At 51.1% G+C, this 17,497-nt stretch carries 15 protein-coding genes; 1 reads left to right on the plus strand and 14 read right to left on the minus strand.

Translation table 11 applies throughout. From position 1 onward, the window contains the following. Positions 1-20 precede the first annotated feature (20 nt). The 13 genes from MJ611_RS06115 to MJ611_RS06175 all read right to left on the minus strand — a co-directional run bounded on the left by MJ611_RS06115 (position 21) and on the right by MJ611_RS06175 (position 16,042). The gene (locus MJ611_RS06115; protein ID WP_250428625.1) at positions 21-926 is read right to left on the minus strand and encodes a hypothetical protein; all 906 of its coding nucleotides are present in this window, start codon (positions 924-926) and stop codon (positions 21-23) included. 68 nt (positions 927-994) lie between these two features. Then, entirely contained in the window at positions 995-1,822 is an 828-nt protein-coding gene (locus MJ611_RS06120; protein ID WP_250428626.1) for a helix-turn-helix domain-containing protein, read from the minus strand. A gap of 205 nt (positions 1,823-2,027) precedes the next feature. Then, positions 2,028-3,833: a hypothetical protein gene (locus tag MJ611_RS06125; RefSeq protein WP_250428627.1), complete on the minus strand. Its 1,806-nt coding sequence runs from the start codon at positions 3,831-3,833 to the stop codon at positions 2,028-2,030. 329 nt (positions 3,834-4,162) lie between these two features. Beyond that, complete coding sequence (locus tag MJ611_RS06130; protein ID WP_250428628.1) at positions 4,163-6,337, minus strand: DUF4175 family protein; 2,175 nt, start codon at positions 6,335-6,337, stop codon at positions 4,163-4,165. Further along, positions 6,334-7,848 carry a BatA domain-containing protein gene (locus tag MJ611_RS06135; RefSeq protein ID WP_250428629.1) on the minus strand — a complete coding sequence of 505 codons (1,515 nt, stop codon included), beginning with the start codon at positions 7,846-7,848 and terminating at the stop codon, positions 6,334-6,336. The genes MJ611_RS06130 and MJ611_RS06135 overlap by 4 nt, the downstream gene beginning before the upstream one ends. Before the next feature lie 265 nt (positions 7,849-8,113). Beyond that, positions 8,114-9,007, minus strand: coding sequence for a DUF58 domain-containing protein (locus MJ611_RS06140; protein ID WP_250428630.1), 894 nt, complete (start codon positions 9,005-9,007; stop codon positions 8,114-8,116). Then, the gene (locus tag MJ611_RS06145; protein WP_250428631.1) at positions 9,000-9,554 is read right to left on the minus strand and encodes a hypothetical protein; all 555 of its coding nucleotides are present in this window, start codon (positions 9,552-9,554) and stop codon (positions 9,000-9,002) included. The genes MJ611_RS06140 and MJ611_RS06145 overlap by 8 nt, the downstream gene beginning before the upstream one ends. Positions 9,555-9,580: 26 nt before the next feature. After that, positions 9,581-10,576, minus strand: a complete 996-nt coding sequence (locus tag MJ611_RS06150; RefSeq protein WP_250428632.1) for an AAA family ATPase — start codon at positions 10,574-10,576, stop codon at positions 9,581-9,583. Between the two features lie 383 nt (positions 10,577-10,959). After that, positions 10,960-11,577 carry a DUF4159 domain-containing protein gene (locus tag MJ611_RS06155; protein ID WP_250428787.1) on the minus strand — a complete coding sequence of 206 codons (618 nt, stop codon included), beginning with the start codon at positions 11,575-11,577 and terminating at the stop codon, positions 10,960-10,962. Between the two features lie 122 nt (positions 11,578-11,699). Further along, positions 11,700-13,016 carry a TldD/PmbA family protein gene (locus tag MJ611_RS06160; RefSeq protein ID WP_250428633.1) on the minus strand — a complete coding sequence of 439 codons (1,317 nt, stop codon included), beginning with the start codon at positions 13,014-13,016 and terminating at the stop codon, positions 11,700-11,702. A gap of 64 nt (positions 13,017-13,080) precedes the next feature. After that, positions 13,081-13,443, minus strand: a complete 363-nt coding sequence (locus tag MJ611_RS06165) for a four helix bundle protein (protein WP_250428634.1) — start codon at positions 13,441-13,443, stop codon at positions 13,081-13,083. Between the two features lie 48 nt (positions 13,444-13,491). Beyond that, positions 13,492-15,138: a TldD/PmbA family protein gene (locus tag MJ611_RS06170; RefSeq protein WP_250428635.1), complete on the minus strand. Its 1,647-nt coding sequence runs from the start codon at positions 15,136-15,138 to the stop codon at positions 13,492-13,494. Between the two features lie 247 nt (positions 15,139-15,385). Continuing rightward, positions 15,386-16,042 (minus strand): septal ring lytic transglycosylase RlpA family protein, encoded by a 657-nt coding sequence (locus MJ611_RS06175; protein ID WP_250428636.1) that lies wholly within the window; start codon positions 16,040-16,042, stop codon positions 15,386-15,388. Positions 16,043-16,361: 319 nt separating this feature from the next. Between MJ611_RS06175 and MJ611_RS06180 the strand changes: the two genes are divergently transcribed. After that, positions 16,362-17,279: a DUF72 domain-containing protein gene (locus MJ611_RS06180; protein ID WP_250428637.1), complete on the plus strand. Its 918-nt coding sequence runs from the start codon at positions 16,362-16,364 to the stop codon at positions 17,277-17,279. A gap of 20 nt (positions 17,280-17,299) precedes the next feature. Here MJ611_RS06180 and MJ611_RS06185 read toward each other — a convergent pair whose 3' ends face one another. Next, entirely contained in the window at positions 17,300-17,488 is a 189-nt protein-coding gene (locus MJ611_RS06185; RefSeq protein WP_250428638.1) for a hypothetical protein, read from the minus strand. Positions 17,489-17,497 lie beyond the last annotated feature (9 nt).

A 17,497-nucleotide genomic window follows, 5' to 3' on the forward strand; every position in this document is an offset into this window, starting at 1 on the left:
AATCAGGGCCCGCACATGCTTTATTTCAAGGTTTCTTTATCCCAGTTGCGCATCATATCAGCCACGCTTTTATTGGCGTCGTTTTCGAGAAGTGAGATCAGTTGCTCGTCGGTTAAATTAACCTGACTGCTTTTGAGGGCGTCCCACATTTTTCGGCCCACCAGCTTGCCGCCCGTATCGTAGATGGTGCCCGCTGCCATGTGCCAACGGCTCTGATACCAGCCATAGTTTTTGGGGTGCTGCTGGCCTATCTCATCATAACGCTGGTCTACATCCTGCAGGCTGGTGTAGGTATACTCTTTGGCGCCGCTGCTCACCACCATACGCGGGAAAAGCGTCAGTGCTGGCAAGGATTCCGGCTCGTTCTCGGCTACATAGGTATGCAGCAAGGTATTGGCAAACAACTCACCCATCCACTTGCGCTGCATGTTAAGCCCGGCCTGAAAATGAAACGCATGCCCCAACTCGTGCAGGGCCAGCAAGTCAAAGAAAGGCTGCATGCTCAGATTTCCCTTGCTGTCCTGATACGCCGCCCTAATCTGCTGGCCCAGGTCCTGTGGGAGTTGCTCGAGCGGAGGTATAAAACTTCTCCAGAAAGGATTGTCTTCTGCCGCCATTACCAAGATTTTGTCATCTGCATAGTGCGGCATGCCATACACCACAGGTACTGTGCTATACTTTGTCCAGTCAGCAGGGCTCAGAATAAGCAGTGTTACAGTGGGCTTGAACCCGAGTAACTGCTGGTAATAAGTCATTGCTTTGTCGATACGCTGTGCGATGGATTGTGCCCGCTGCTCGTGCCCATGGCTGTAGTATACCTGAGCGGTATGGCCCTGTAAGGACTTAAGTTGATTCGACTTTTGTGCCCTGGCCGGCTGTGCCAGCAACAAGGCGAATGCGGAGAAAAGTAAGATGTACGGTTTCATAAATCTGATCTTTTAGTTTGATCAAATTTCAGCTTATACACCGACAGCAAATAGTATAAATACGACAACTACAGGCGCAACCCGGCCTGAAGTCGCACGGGTGCTTTTTCTAAATCTTTTTCGATGATACGGGGTGCCACGCCAGCAAACTGCTTGAAGTCGCGGATAAAGTGCATCTGATCGAAATAGCCGCATTCGTAGGCGATGTGGGTCCAGCTTAGCTGCGGGAAATTTTCGCGCATGCGGTAGGCTTTGGAAAAACGGACGAGCCGGGCAAAAAACTTAGGCGGAAGCCCGATCCGTTCTTTGCTGACCCGCTCAAACTGCCGCAGGCTCAGGCAGGCCAGCGAAGCAATCTGCTCGATCGGGGTGTTGCCGTTATGCCGCATGAGCTCCAGCATAGCCTTGTCGAACGGGAGAGCTTGTTTCATGCTTTTGGCTTTGCGAAGCAAGAACTGCTCTACCACCTCTTTTATCTCATCGAAGCTTCGGGCCTCCTGCAAGCGGCTGTTTACCTGCTCCATTTCACTCCCGAAAACATCGGATGCGTCAAAGTGATCGTCAATTAGTTCGGCCATGGAGATTCCCAGGAGCCGGTGCATGCCGCCCGGGTGGAAGCCTACGCGCACGGCTTTATGGCTCTTGTTGATATCCAGCATGACACGGCTTACCTGTGGCCCTACCAGCACACTGCGAGGCTGCAGCACGAAGTCGGTTTCGCCATCTTTCTGTACCCGTATGCGGTCGTTGATGTAAAAGAACAACGAGTTTTGCGGTGCAGGCGGGTAGGGGCAAATAACGGCAGACGAGTTCGTATCTACTTCGGCATGTATCACCATAATGCAGTTGATGAACTCCTGCAACAGGATGTGCGGTATGTAGAATTTCGTCTGCAAGACTATACCTTAAGAATTGGGAAGTGTAGGAACGAAAGATCTAAAAAGCCAAATGGCTTTAACAGTGGAGCAAAGGTTATAATCCTTTTGTGAATTATCTTAGAGATCACAACAATTTGAGGTATAGCCATTTAGTGTGCTTGTTCGTACTCCCCGATACGACCGGCTCTTTCCAAAGTTGTAGAAGCTGGGTATTCAGAGTTTTTTACAACTTCTCCTCCAGCCACAGGAAACCGCTGCTCAGCACAAACAGCAGGAAGAACCAGATCACCGGCACCTGCTCTTTTGTAAAGTCTGTTGTGGTGGTAGCAGCTAGTTTTATACTTTGCTGCTGCACAAACTGCTCAGTAGCCTCCCGCTTAGCAAGAATCGCCTGGTGCGGCCAGGCAACACTATCCTGCACCAGGAAATAAAACGGCTCCACGTCCGGCGACTCTACTACATGCCAGCCGGTATGGCGGGGCCAGAAGGTGCTGCTGAACTGCTCGGGCTGATGTGGGTGTTGTTGCAAAGCTATACTTATACTTGCAGTGTCGTTTATACTTCGGATAGCTGCGGCAGGGGCTTTCTGCGTGCTTTGCAAGGTATAGTCGGTGAGGGAAAGATCAACCGGCCGGTGAGGCTTTGGTGCCTGTGGTGTCGTGAGCTGCCAGAATTTTTCCTGTACTTCCTTTTTTGCTACTGAAGAAAGTAAATGAGCCCAATAGCTGGCGTAGGTGCTTTGTTTGCCTTCCAGTTGCCAGCTAAAGGTTTGCGGGATTACGGTCATGGCTACAGTGCCCCAGCCTGCTTTTCGGCCTGCTGCTAACAAGCTGTTTCCCTGTTCTTCTACCAGGCCTGTCACGGCTTCGCTGCTCACCAAGGTATAAGGCAATGCAGCAGTGGCGGCAGAGGTGTTATTGGTCCAGGTGGCACGGGCGGTGCGGGTGTCCTGCTGAGAGAGGCGCTTGCTCTTGAAACTGGTAAAGAAGGCGGTGCTGCGGTTGGCGGGCTGCTCTCCGGCAATGGTTAACACGCCAAGGCCCTCTTCTGTAACGGCTCGCTGCAGAGCTGCCTTTTCGGTGCTGCTGAGCTCCTGCAATGCCTGTGGCTCCGTGATCACCATATCAAACTGTTGCAGCAGCTTCGGTGTGATCCGGTTGAGGTCGGTCTGCGGCATGTTGAGCCACTCGCTCTGGTACATCCCTTTGCTGACGGTACTTCGCAAGGCTACCCGGTGCTGCAGTTGCCCCAAATGGTTTTTCAGGAACTTGAATTCGAATACCGGGAAAGAAGAAACCAGCAGTACCCCTAGTTTCTGAGGCGCCTCCACCTGCACCGGTATCAATCCCACCGTATCTGTTCGGCCTGCTGCCTTCATAAGCAAAGTATACGTATAGCGTCCTGCCTGTTTAGGAGTATAGCGCAGTTGGAACGTATGATTGCCAACATCTTTTACCGTAACCGAATCCTGTACCCGTCCTGCTGCCTGCAGGTATAGTTTGGCCTCTTCGTTTATAGTATGGTTGAACTTCCCGGCCACTACAACGGCTTCTCCCAGGGCAGTCGTGCCCGGCCAGGTAACTGCTGAAACTCCGGCAGGCATTGGATCAAGATGAGGCACCAGGCTGATGTTCTTTAATGCCTGTAGTTCCTGCTCTTCCAGCCCATAGCCCACTACATGCACCATGTTTACTTGCGGGTGCTGTTGCCGGAATGTGTACAGGTCAGTTACCGCTTCCGATTTAGGAGCTGCTGTTTTGTAAGTATAAACCTGCGGCGCTGGCTCCATCTTCCGGAGCAAATCGTTGAGGGTGTCAGGTTGGTAACCTTCGGTAAGAAGTATAGCCGTACCCGGATCGAGCGCGCGCTGGTACGTTGGCGGAAAAAGCAGCAGCACCAGACTTATACCTGCCACTGCGCTGGCCGCCAGTCGCCACACCAGCCGCCGGCGGTTCGGGCGCCGCCAGGCCAGCCACACGAGCAGCAGCGCTGCTACGATAGCGAGAAGGTATGGGAGGTATGGTGTCATTTAGTTATTGATTGCTGATTGTTAATTGTTGTTTGTTAAATAGCAAAATTGTTAACTACTCTTGCCACAAGTAGAATCCTCTCCTTCTCTCCTTTTTGTCATCCTGAAAGGTCTTGTGGGCCAGTAGCGAAAGCCTGACCTCCCTTCGACCAAGTTTCTTAACAGAATGACAGTAAGTTGTGGCTCCATATTTTAAAATGAAGCGGGTTTTACCGCCGTTGTTGGTGTTCTCACCAACAGCTTATACTTCAGCGTCCTTTCCGCTTGCTGGTGAAAACACCCAGCAAGGAAGGGCATAAGACTCTCTAACCTTCTAACTCCCAAACTTTCTAACTTTCTAACTTCTTCAAATACTCTCTCGCCAATTTGCTCCTCGTCGTGCCTTGCTTCTGTGGCGTAGGCCTGGCAGGCGGCAAAAGCTCCTGCCAGGCCTGCTCCACTGTAACCATACAGTTTTGGCAAAGGACTCTGTTGGCGTTGATATCGGCGATGAGCGTGCGCAGGTCCTGCATGGCGCGGAGGTAGCGGCCCGGTGTGCTTAGCGCTTCCTGCGCCAGCTCCTGCCCTGCCCGCTCCAGCAACGCGACATCTGATGATTTATACTTGTAGCCTTGTTTTTGCCGTTCCAGCCACTGCAGCGCCTCGCGGGTGCGTGGCAGTTTGGTTTCGGCTTCTATCGTTCTTCTTTCAGCGGGTGCTTTTATTTTGCTCAGGTCGCCGGTCAGGCGTTTTTCAGGCTCTTTGAGCGGAGGTGGGTCGAAGCCGGTTTTAGCGGCGTAAGCGCGGGTACTCTGCTGTACCTCTTTGAGCATGCGCAACGCTTTGTACTCGTAAGGCAGGGCCTCTTTCGGACGGTGGGTACGCAGCCGCAGCTCTGCTTCCCACATCTGCGCCAGTGCTCCTTTTAGTTTGGCTTTCACGGCAGGCTCAAAGAAGGTAGCCGCTTCTTCCTGGTCGTGCTTGTGCAGGTACGGGTCCAGCAGCGCTTCCGGGCTGTTCTGGTCTTCAAACTCCAGATGGTCGTGGCCGTCGCCGGCGTGGTGGCCTTCTTCGCCTTCCGGTATGCCGCCCCCCGGACCGATACCCGACTCAAACTCCTCGCCCAGGAACTTGCCGTAGCGCAGGCGCAGCAGCTTCTGGTCAACGCCCAGGTTGTTACTCCGCTCCTCAAAAGCGGCCCGGCTTATACTTTTCTGGTCTTTTATTAGCTTTTCGGTGTCGATGATGATCTGGCGCTGACTGCGAAAATACTCCGGCACCGGGTTCACGCCCATCGTCAGGTCGTCCATACTTTCTGCAATGGTCGTGTCTTCGATCTGCACAAAGTAGGTTTCGGAGCGGGTGTAGCCTTTGTGATTGTCCCAGGCCTGCACGTAAAAGTATAGCTCATCGCCGTAGGTCATGCCCAGCTTTTGCAGATCTAAAGTCTTGTTGACGCTGAAGCTTCGGATTTGCCTGCTAAAGCCCAGGCCGATCTTTTCTTCCCGGAACTTGACGGCCTCGCCTGTACCCTTGGCTACCGTAGCGATCATGTTGGCGTCGCGCAGGCCGTAGTCGTCGGACAGCTCTGCCCGGAGTGTTACCCGCTGCGGATCGCCAAACAGGATCTCTGTGTACTGCTCCGGCTTCGTGACCTGGATCGTAGGTGCCTCGTCCGGTATGATCTCCAAAGTATAGTAAGCCGACTTCTGGCCGTTGAGGTTGAGGTGGTAAAGTGCCGGCTCCGTGAAAGTATGCGACACGGTATAGCTGCCGTTCTTACCATTCAGCTTGATAGGACTTTTATCATTCAGGACCAGCTGAAAGGTTCTGGCAGTCCGGTTGGTGGTGATGCGCCAGCTGACCATTGCCCCCTGCTCCACGCGCAGGTTGGGCTGCGAAGCCTTGTAAGCTTTCTTGCCTGTATAAGCGGGCGGCGTGATGGTAATCTCGATCTTCTGAATAAAAGCGGCTGTATCGGCTACCTCTTTGGGCGTGTTGGGGAAATCAAGCTGCACTTGCTTTGGGAACGTGGCGCCAGCCAGCGGTGCTGCAGGCAGAAAAAGTATACCCGCTGCAATAAGTAGGGCTAGGCCCAGGGCAAGCAAGGTAGGGTTCTTTCTTACGTAAAATACGGGTTGGCTTTCCGGTTCGATCGCCTGCAGTTGTTCCGATACTTTTTGTTGCTGCAGCCGCTCCAGGAAGTTCAGTTCAGAGGAGGGACGCAGTAACAGTTCGGTGCTGTCTTCCAGCTGCGGGTAGTTGCGGTTGAGGTGGCGGGCAACCTGCCGAAGATTCGTTTGCCGCACCTTGTTCCAGCCCCAAGTAAAGTATAAAACAGCAGTTAAAATGACCGAAACAGCTACAGCAGCGAGTATTGGCACCTCGACCTGCCATTTGTAAAGTATAGCAGCCCCCAGCACAGCCACCGCAAGGGCCTGCAGGGCGTACAGCAGCAGCTTCGCGCGGATGTACTTCCGGCGAATGTGCTGTAGCGCGTATAGGTTATCCTGCACTGGCATCATGCTGTTGCTCGTTTAGTGGCGATAAGTCGCTCTGCTAAAAATAAGATAAAAGCTGCCAAAACCAACCAGGGAATCAGATGACTTTGCTGACTTTCCTGTTTTATACTTTCCTGCAACGTTTTTACAGTCGGCTTCAGCTGTTCTTCGTCGAGTGCCCGAACGTCGTACACCGAAGCAGCGGCTTGTGGCAAGAGCAGCGGCAGCAATAACTCCGGCAACTGGGCGCTTTGCCCCAACTGGCTCCACCTCGGGCTAAACCCGCTTCGGAAATGATAAATAGCTCCCTTGCCTAAAGGTTGCTTTGTTAGCAGCGGTTCGCCAGACGAAGTAAGCCACAATGAAGTATAACGATCTGAAGCGATTATTTTGGAAAGCTGTCTGAGTTTGATGTTGCCTCCCGCCGAAGCAAAATGAGCAGTGGTGGTTGCTGGTTTTTCCGCTTTCTGCAGCCACACCCGGGTGCCTTGTTGCTGTACCTGCTGCTTCCATGTCTGAGGCAGTTCCTCACTGCTGAGCCAGAACAGCCAGGCCGCAGCTGTATCCGGAGACGCTGTGATTGCTACAGGTTTCATTGTTATCGGAATTCCGGTGTAGTTGCTGATGGCCTGAATGGCCGCCTGCAGGTATTTTACGTCGGCTTGCTGCGCTTTACCAGAAACTATACTTACCCGCAGCGGCTTATTTCTGACAAATACCTTCTGCTCATCTTTTTGCATGTGCACCCACAGGCTGTCGCCTTGCTGCTGTAGCCGGACCTGCCTGCCTGCGCCTACATTTATACTTTGTGCCTGATCAGAAAATGCGCTGCGGATACGGCTGAAGGTAGTGCCCTCGCGGGTGCTGTTTCCAAGTATAAACTGTATGCTGTCGGGGCCGATTTTAATAGCAGCCTGCAACCAGGTGGTAGTGGCCTCAAGTGCAACCGGTATCCAGATGATGTTTTGCTGCATAGCGGTGGGGGCTCCTTTAAAATGCCGCTGCTGATCGGAAGTAAACAGCCAGACACTGTCCTGCGGCTGAGGGTAATGCTGTGCCATAGCCGGCAGCAGCGCCCAGTGGTTACCGTTACCAACGGTGGAGTCGTTTGGGTTGCTGCTGAGGGCCTGCCATTGCTCTTGTGTTATTTGTGCAAAGCCAAGAGCGTAGTGGTGCAAGGTATACCCGCGTTGCAGAAGCGAATCAACAGCAGGCTTTATACTTTTAATTGCGGTACTATAGAGCAGCTCCTGCCCTACGTAAACTGCATTCCGACTTTTCTGCTTTCCTGGTGGATGAACCCAGACCGGTTTTGCCAAAGCACCAGCTAAAAGTATAAGTATAAAGCAGCGCAGCACAAGCAGCCACACATCCTTCAACCGGATACTGCTCCAGCGCTTGCTTGCTGATGCCTCCAGCCACCGCAGGCTGCCCACTTTCACCGTCTTCCCCTGTCGCTTATTCCACAGGTGTATGGCAATTGGCACCAATATAGCCGACGCTGCAAATAGCCAGTATGGAGAGAGGAAGAACACGGGAGTTAGAGGGTTTGGGAGTTTTAGAGTTAGAAAGTTAGAGAGTCTTTTGCTTTTGCTGTGTGTTTTCACCAGCAAGCACAATGGTCGCTAAAGTATAAATATCCGGAAATATTTTCATGTGCATTAACCCACCCCTAACCCCTCCCAAGAGCGGAATTTTACTCGTGCAAGGTATTCCCCTCCTCGGAGGGGTTAGGGGTGGGTTCTTCATTTCAAGACAACAATGAGCAATTAACAATTTAGCTATTTAGCAATCAACAATTCAACCATACAGCAGCCTGTTCTTTAAAAATGTCCGGAGAGCTTTGTCAAGTGGCTCGTCGGTGACGAAGCGGTCGTAGGCGATCTGGCGGTTACGCATGTCTTTTTCAGTTTGCTGCAGCCATTCCTGTAATTTAGTTAAGTATGATTTTCGCTGCTCGGCTGTTCCTACCTGCAGGGTCTGCCCCGTCTCCAGGTCTTCGAAGGTCAGGGTACCGTCGAAGGTAAAATCCAGTTCGTTGCGGCTCATCAGGTGAAAGAGCAGCAATTCATGTCGTTGTGCTCCCAGCTTGTAGAGCAGGTTTTTGATCTCATCCTCGTACTCGTACAAGTCTGTCACAAAAACGGTCAGCTCCTTTTGGCGTCGGTCTGAAAACAGATTGGCAGCTGTTGCCGGATTTGGAAAACGTCCTGCTGGCTTTATTTCGCTGAGCTGGTGCCAGAAGCGTTGCAGGTGCATGTTATCCGAGCGCGGTGTCAGGTTGATGAGCTGCTCTTCGTGCAGCACGTACAAGCCTACCGCATCGCCTTGCGTGGTGGCCAGGTACGCCAGCGACGCCACCAGGAAGCGGGCGTAATCCATCTTGCTCAGGCCGTTCATATCTTCGTGCCCCATAGAGGCGCTGCCATCAATAATAAACCGCACGGTGATGTTCGTATCCACCTCCGCCTCGCGGATATAATACCGATCGGAGCGGGCAAACATCTTCCAGTCGAGTTGCCGCAGGTCGTCGCCGGGCTGGTAGCTGCGGTACTGGCTGAACTCCAGACCAGCACCACGCCGCAGACTTTGGTTCTGGCCGCTCATAAAGCCTTCTACTACTGTTTTTGCCAGCAGCGGCAGGTCTTTGATGGTAGCCAGTACTTTGGGATCGATAAATTTTTCTTTAGACAAGGGTGCTGCGGAGTTTCATTTTTTTGACCTGGGCATCTATAAACGCCTCGTCCAGGATGATGTCGACGCCGCCAATCAATTCCTGTCTGGCTTTGAGCATGAGCTTCCGGCTGGGCGAGTAGAATACCATGGCGCAATCATGTGTGACTATCTTTTCAGCGGAGTTGCCGTTGTTCTGGTAGATCTCGATCATCAGGATTGGGTCAGAAAATATTCTTAAGCTCGAGAGTTTGCTGAACTGCAAAGCGCCTTCCTGCCACAAGGGGGCGCTGCTTACGGTTATGTCGAACACATAATAAGTTGCCGATTCTCTGGAAGATAGCCTGTAGTCTGCACTGATGTTGATGTAGGTCCTGAACATGCCGGGCGCGCTGTGTATGGTAGAAAGAGCAAGCGCAAACCCGTTTGCCCAGAACAGAAAGCAGCCGTTATCTCCTTCCACCTGAAGCTTATCGGAGTAGAAAAAGTATATTCTTTCTCCCAAAATGCTTCTCAGTATCTTGATCTGTGCCTCTGAAATCTTGACGGTATCTACTTCTTCTTGCACGCTATACTTTGCTTAATTTATATTCATTAGGCCAGCACTGCCTTTGGTAGTTTTATACTTTGCAGCAGCTCGTCTACTATCCTGTCTGGTGTAATACGTTCGGCCTCGGCTGTAAAGTTTACTAATACGCGATGGCGCAGCACAGGGTAAGCCATTGTACGGATATCTGCCTCGGTTACGGCAAACCTACCATGCAGCAAGGCGCGCGCTTTGGCTGTAAGTATAAGTGCCTGCCCGGCTCTCGGTCCTGCTCCCCAACGCACGTATTGCTTTATAAAATCTACCGTTGTGGAATCAGGGCGGGTGGCTCGCACGATCTGGTTCACGTAGCTCAGCAGGTCATTGTTTATACTTACCTCGCGCACCAATTGCCGCAGTTGCAGTACCTCCTCCCCGGTGATAGCTGATTGTACTTGCGCCTGCCGCGTGCCGGTAGTGCTGGAAAGTATGTTCAGTTCTTCCTGCTCGCTTGGGTATTTTATTTTGATGTAGAGCAGGAAACGGTCGAGCTGCGCTTCGGGCAAAGGATAGGTGCCTGCTTGTTCGATCGGGTTTTGGGTAGCCAGCAAAAAGAAGGGCTTTGGCAACGCGTAGGTTTTGCCGGCATACGTTACTTCGTGCTCCTGCATGGCCTCCAGCAAGGCTGCCTGCGTTTTGGGCGGCGTACGGTTGATCTCATCGGCCAACACAATGTTCGAGAAGATCGGCCCTTCATTGAACTTGAAAAAGCGTTTGCCTGTGGCGTGGTCTTCTTCCAGTACTTCGGTCCCCAATATATCCGTCGGCATCAGGTCCGGAGTGAACTGAATTCTTCTGAAGCCTAAGTCCATTGCGCTGCTGAGGGTGCGTACGAGCAAGGTCTTCGCCAAACCTGGTACGCCTTCCAGCAAACCGTGTCCGCCAGCCAGCATGGTGATCAGGACTTCGTCCAGCACCTCTTCCTGGCCTACAATTATTTTCTGTATCTCCTGCTTTAGCTGTGGCAGCTTTTGTAGGAGGTGTTGTATGTCTTGTTCAGTCATTTATGTTGATTGATGACTTTAAATGCTTTGTAGTTGAAGCTTTTGCAAACTCAACTTAATTTGTTTCATTGCTCGCCTCGCCGGCGGGCCTTACTTTTTTCTTGATAAAAAAGTAAGCAAAAAATCAAGACGATTTTGTTTTTCGAGGGCCCCTACCCCCACTCGCTGACCGCTCAAACAAAAAATCGTCAACTGTGCACCTGGCTAATGTCTATACTATGTAGCAGTCATAAAATTTATACTTTTAGCCACTGTTTTACTTGTCCTACATCATTTTACCTGTTCCCTGCCATTGTTGGTGTTTTCACCAACAGTTACTTCACATCGCCTTCTGAACTGATTCCTTTTATCACTAATAACTGTTTACTGCTAACTGTTAAATGTTAACTGCTAAGCGCATACATGATGATGTTGACGCCGAATTTAGTGTTGTCTTCTGCTAGCCAGCGCTTGTTCCGGAAGTCGTAGTCCCATTCGCAGCCGTAATCTTTGTTGCTATACAGTACGCCTATTCTGCCGTTGATCTCGATAGCCTTCAGGTAGTCGTGCACCAGGTCGTCGCCCCAGCCGTTGAGCTCGAACGAGGTGGTGGGTGGCCCTTCGTCGAAGGTGAAAAAGGACTTGTACAGCTTATGGTTATTCGGGATCTTCTTGAGCGCACTCTGTCCGAAGATCTGCTTCATCTGCTCTTCAAAAGACCTGGCAAATAGCCCGTCGATGTCGTGGTTGCAATCGTCTACAAACACAAAGCCGCCGTTGCGTACATACGTCTCAAAGTTCTTACGCTCTTTCTGGTTAAACTGCACCAGCCTGTGGCCGCTCATGTAACAGAAAGGATAGTTAAAGATCTCTGTACTTTCCAGCGCTACTACTTTCTCCTGTTCCGCCACCTTTACCGTGGTGTACTCGATGAGCGAGTGCAGCAGATTGCTAGGCATACGAGGGTCGGTATCCCAGTTGCCGGAGCGGTATTGTAAGCGTACGAAGGTGAAAGGAGGCACAGGAATATTCAGGTTTAAACTAATTGTCATCTCAACAGCAGGAGAGATCTGAATTTATTATCTGAATCAGATCTCTCCTATCGTCGAGATGACAAGAATATTGAAAGTATAAACAACAGTTATTATACCGCGTCAGACAAGCTGGTGAAGGTAAAGTCACGAATCTTCATTGGCGGGATAAGGCTGCCGCTGATGCGTTGTGGTTTACCAAGTGCTTCCAGGTTGTTGAGCATGATAACCGGACTTTCGTTGAAACGGAAGTTCTTCACCGGGTACTGGATCTTGCCGTTCTCGATGTAGAAAGTACCGTCGCGGGTAAGGCCGGTGTAGAGCAATGTCTGAGGGTCTACGGCGCGGATGTACCACAGGCGCGTAACCAAAATACCACGCTTGGTGCTCTTGATCATATCTTCCAGCGACTGTGTGCCGCCTTCCATGATCACGTTGCCCGGAGTAGGTATAGATTTGCTGTTCGTTTTACTGGCCCAAAAGCGCGAGTTGTACAGGTTCTTCACTACCCCTTTGTCTATCCAAGTAACTTTCTCCTGCGGACGCCCATCGCCTGCAAACGGAGACGAAGGAACCTCTGGGTTAGCTGGGTCTGAGTAAACCGTGATGCGCTCGTCTACCAGCTTCTCGCCTACTTTGGTTTTGCCACCGGCTTTGCTCATAAAGCTGCGGCCTTCTTCGGCGCTGCGCTGGTCCATGTTGAAGAACATGTTTTGCAGCAGGTCTATTGAAGCGGCAGGCTCCAGAATAACGGTATACTTGCCTGGCTCCAGGGCTTTGGCATTGCGTGAATTTACGGCTTTGTCGGCTGCAATTTGAGAGGCTTTGCCCGTGTCCAGTTTGCTGGCGTCAGAAAAATCCTGCGTTACATAACCAGAACCGGTGCCATCTTCAGTACGCATGGTAACTGAGAAATCTATCACCGAAGATGGGTGGTAAGCGAATAGTCCTTTAGAGTTTAGCTTTGCTACGAAGTTGGTATAGTGCTCCAGGAAGCCGGCAGCCGTTAAGCCTTTGGCAGCCGCAGCATTTATACTTTTAGCAGCTGCCTCGGCACGGTAAGCCGGGTCTATTTTAGCTGTTGCGTCAAAAAGTTCTTTTGTGGTGATGTATTTCTGAGGGCCGAGCATTTCCACATACTCCGGGCTTTCCGGTGCAATGCGCGCAATTTCTTCCGAACGACGAATCACTTTTTCCAGCGATTTGTCATCGAACTCGTTTATAGTTGCCACGCCAGAGCGCTTGCCAAAACGCGACTCCACCGACATCGACACGTTGTCTTCGGCGCCGCTCGTGGATACTTCGTTTCGGGCATAGCGGATGTTGCCGCCTGTGTTGCCGCTAAGTGTAATCTCACACTCATCAGCTTTCGAAAAACTCAAAGCCTTTTTCAGTATAGCCTGAGCTTCTTCTTTACTTAATATTGCCATTTTTGATGTCTTTGCTAAATTTCAAACTGTATTACTGGTTCAGTTCTGAGTCTTGAATTCTGAGTCACGAGTTGTTCTCGTTTTGCTGCGAGGTCAGAATTATACTTCTGATAATTCTGATTAACTCGTCGCACTCGCCATGTATACTTTTGAAAGCTTCTGGCTTAATGTATTCTGAGTCGTTGAGCAGTCGAAGCCAATAGCTTGTTTCTCTTGCTTCTTTTAGGGCTATACTTAGCTTATGCCTGAAATCAGCTTTGCTTTGGCCTCCGAGTGCTTCTTCTACATTGGCTCCGATAGATGTGCCACTTCTTAACACCTGCTTTGCCAGCACAAACTCGCGCTGTTCTTGTGTCAGGTGTTTGTACAGCTTGATCACACGCAACGCAAAGCTATAAGACTTGGTAGCAACTATACTTTCGGCCATTTTACAAAGTATAACTCAGGACTCAGAATTCAGAACTCGGGACTCGCGCTAAATTTTGCGCGCTGTGTTGATCACGTTCACGCCGTTGAAGCGGGTGTGGGCAGAGCCGTGTGATACTGCACTTACCTGGCTTGGCTGACCTTTGCCGTCGAAGAACGATCCGAACAAACGGTAGTCGCTTTCGTCGCAGGAGCCGGCGCAGGAGTTCCAGAATTCCTGGGTGTTGCTCTGGTAAGCCACATCCTCCAGCATGCCTACAATTTTGCCTTTGCTGATCTCGTAGAACACCGTTCCGCCAAACTGGAAGTTATAGCGCTGCTGGTCGATAGAGTAAGAGCCACGGCCGGCAATGTAAATACCTTTGTCTACGCTGCTGATGAGTTGGTCAACGTTCATTTTCTGCTTGCCTGGCGCCAGCGATACGTTTGGCATGCGCTGGAACTGCACTGAGCTCCAGTTATCGGCATAGGCGCAACCATGTGATTCTTTCTCACCGATGATGTGCGCCTGGTCGCGGATGGCCTGGTAGTTCACCAGAACGCCGTCTTTAATCAGATCCCACTGCTTGGTCTTCACACCTTCATCATCCCAGCCTACCAGGCCAAGGGAGCCTTTCTGGGTTTTATCTGCAATGATGTTTACTTTATCGGAGCCATACTTGAAGTTCTTAGACTTCCACTTGTCCAGCGTAGCGAAAGAGGTACCGGCATAGTTGGCTTCGTAGCCCAGCACGCGGTCAAGCTCCAGCGGGTGGCCCACTGATTCGTGGATGGTCAGGCCTAAGTGGTTCGGGTCAAGTATAAGATCATACTTGCCAGCTGCTACGGACTTGGCAGTAAGTTTGCCGCGTGCCTGCTTAGCTGCCAGGGCGGCATCCTCGAGCATGTCGTAGGCATAGCGGTAGCCGGTCAGGCCGGTGCCTTCAGGTCCTTTTATTTTTTCGCCCGCCTTCGGGATCATGTACTCATAGCCCATTCCCATTGGTGCGCTGAGCGCCTCGCGTGTACGGAACTTGCCGGAAGCCTTATCAACAGCCGTAACCGTAAAGTTTGGCCAGATGCGGTGGATGTCCTGATCGATGTACGAGCCATCGGTAGAAGCAAAATACTTCTGCTCGTTTATCTGGAACAGGGCCGAGTTAACGAAGTTGGCGCCATTTTCCATTGCCTTGGCATTGGCAGCCAGCAGCAGATCAGCTTTCTCGTTGATCGGCACCTCGAAGGCATTTTTCTCGATCGGTGTTTTCCAGCTTACTTCGCCGTAGCCTTTTACAGGAGCAAGTTGCACCGGCTCTTTCTGTAGCTTCGCGTTGGCTTTGGCAATGGCTACCGCCTGTTCAGCTGCCTTAGCAATGCCTTTGTCGGTTACGTCAGAGGTAGCCGCAAAGCCCCAGGTACCGTTGGCCAGCACGCGTACGCCTATGCCGTAAGACTCAGCGTTTACAATGTTCTGTACCTGCTTTTCGCGGGTAAACACATATTGCTGCAGGTAGCGGCCAATGCGCACGTCGGCGTAAGAGGCACCTTTTGATTTGGCTGTGTTCAGGGCTACGTCGGCCAGGCGCTTTTTCAGGGCCGGGTCCACGGTCTCCAGCAGGCGTTCCGGCGCGATAATATCGCCGAACACAGGTATACTTGGCAGCATTAATCCGCCAAAGCCCAGCGCCGTCAGTTCAAGAAAATTTCGTCGTTTCAAGGTATAAGAGGTTAGTTTCGTTTGATAAGTACAGTTTCGGTAACTAAGTATAGAGATTTACACTTACATTTCAAAGTTTAAACCTTCTCTATCTGCCGGAGAGCTTCTTTTTGTAGATGAAAACAGCATAGTTGTCTGCGAAACCTGAGACAGATTGCCTCACCTGGCGCTGTGGAGCGGGGGAAATAAAAAAAGCGCAAGGCCTTTACGGGCTTGCGCTTTAAGCTAAAATCCAGGAGATGTAGTCTTACGCTTCTCTTACGAGTCCTGACAATCCTTCTTCTGCCAGCAGTTCGTTAAAGGCCTCTGCTTCTTTTCTGTCAGCAAAGCGACCTGCTTTTAGGCGTACTACCTTTTTGCCGTTTACGTGCTCTTCAACAGCCTCTACTGGAAGGTGTTTGTCAAATGCCTTCAGTTTCTGGCTAAGCTCGTAGGCGTGCTGGTAATCGATGTAGGAAGCGGCCTGTATCGTGTAGGCTGGTGTGTGCTTAAAGGCTTCTTTCACGGCAACAGCATTGCCCGGAATTTCAAGTACCTCTACCTCAACGCGGGCAATGCCTGCACCACGCATTTCAAGCTTACGGGCAGCTGCCTCCGATACATCAATGATGCGGTCGCCTACAAAGGGGCCTCTGTCGTTGATGCGCAGGATAACGGATTCGTTATTGGCCAGGTTGGTTACTTTTACTTTTGTGCCGAAGGGCAGGGTTTTGTGGGCGGCGGTCATGGCTTCTTTGTTGTAGCGCTCGCCGCTGCTGGTTTTTCTCCCGTGGTACTGGCTGCCATACCATGAGGCTGGCCCAGTCTGGGTTTGGTCGTCGTCTTGTGCAAATAATGGTTGACTAATACCGATAAATAGAAAAATGATTACGGTTAAGATAAAGCACTTTCTATCGTTTCTCATATCGTTTTTAGTTGGTGAAGCCGTAAAGTTACGGAATATTTTTCAAATGAGGGCTTATACGCTCGAATGTGCCCATGGTTATGGGGGAGTACGCGCTGCCTCGCAAAATTGCTATAAGGGCTATAATGACAAAAATGCCTTTTTTAGCTTACATGAGCATATTTTCATATATTCCTATAGCAGTATATTAAGTAGCTGCAGACGAAAAATATTTTTTATTTTCGGTCAGAAGCTGCAGGTTTAACGGGAACTTTTGGTGTAATATTTTGTTTAAGGCGAATCTTCTGCCAAAGCGTATACTTTATAAAAGCATAGTACCATGGACTTTGGAAAACTCTCCGATATCAGCCGTGTCGACTTCACCTTGCCGCCCGATCATCCGGATACTTTGCCGCTGCTTTCGAAGTATAAATCTGGAGCTGGCAGTAGCACCCCGCAAGTATACATCGGGTTACCGGTGTGGGTAAACAAGCCGTGGGTAGGCGCTTACTATCCGGCCGGTATGCCCGAGAAAGACTCGTTGCTGTGGTATGGCAAACAGTTCAACACCATTGAGCTTAACAGTACGCACTACCACATCCCAAACCAAAGTACCATAGAGCGCTGGCGGCAGACCGTGCCGCAGGGGTTTACGTTCTGTCCTAAGTTTCCGCAGCTCATCAGCCATGAGTCGCCCCTGAGCCGGTCGCTGGATCTGACAGCCGCTTTTTGCGAGACCATCGCAGGGTTAGAAGAGAAATTAGGGGATTCGTTTTTGCAGATGCCGCCTTCTTTTGGACCAAAACAGCTGCTTGACTTAGAAGGCTTTGTGAAATTTGTGCCGGAAAGCGTGCCGCTGGCAGTAGAGCTGCGCCACCCAGATTGGTTTGTAGATAACGTAGCCTCGCTGGAGCTGTTTGAGGTGCTGGAGAAGTATAGGGTGAGCACGGTGCTGACGGATGTTTCGGGCCGCCGCGATGTGCTGCACATGCGCCTTACCTCAACCACCGCCATGGTTCGCTTTGTAGGAAACGGCCTGCACCCGACCGACTACAGTCGCATCGATGAATGGGTAGCGCGCCTGAAAGTATGGTTTGATGCAGGGTTGCAGAAATTATACTTCTTTGTGCACGAGCCGGACAACACTGCCTCCCCGGAACTGGCCACTTACCTGATCGATCGCCTGAACAAGGCCTGTGGCTTTGACCTGAAACCACCTAAAAGGTTTGTGCAGGCCGTGCAGGGGGAGTTGTTCTAAGAGGCTGGTTTATACTTGGTTTAGCCGAACAGCTGCTGCAGCAGGTGCTGCTTTGGCAGGTTGAGGAGAAGGGATAGCAGAAAAAAGAAGAAGATCAGCCATTTTGCCCTGCGTACCTCCCTTGAGCTATCCGGAAGCGCTACGACATAATATACCAGGCCAACCAGCAGGAGTATAATGTCTGGCCTCCAGGCCTTCAACCTTTCCATGTATACTTC

This window comes from Pontibacter ruber, from assembly GCF_023630205.1.
Classification (GTDB): Bacteria; Bacteroidota; Bacteroidia; order Cytophagales; family Hymenobacteraceae; genus Pontibacter; species Pontibacter ruber.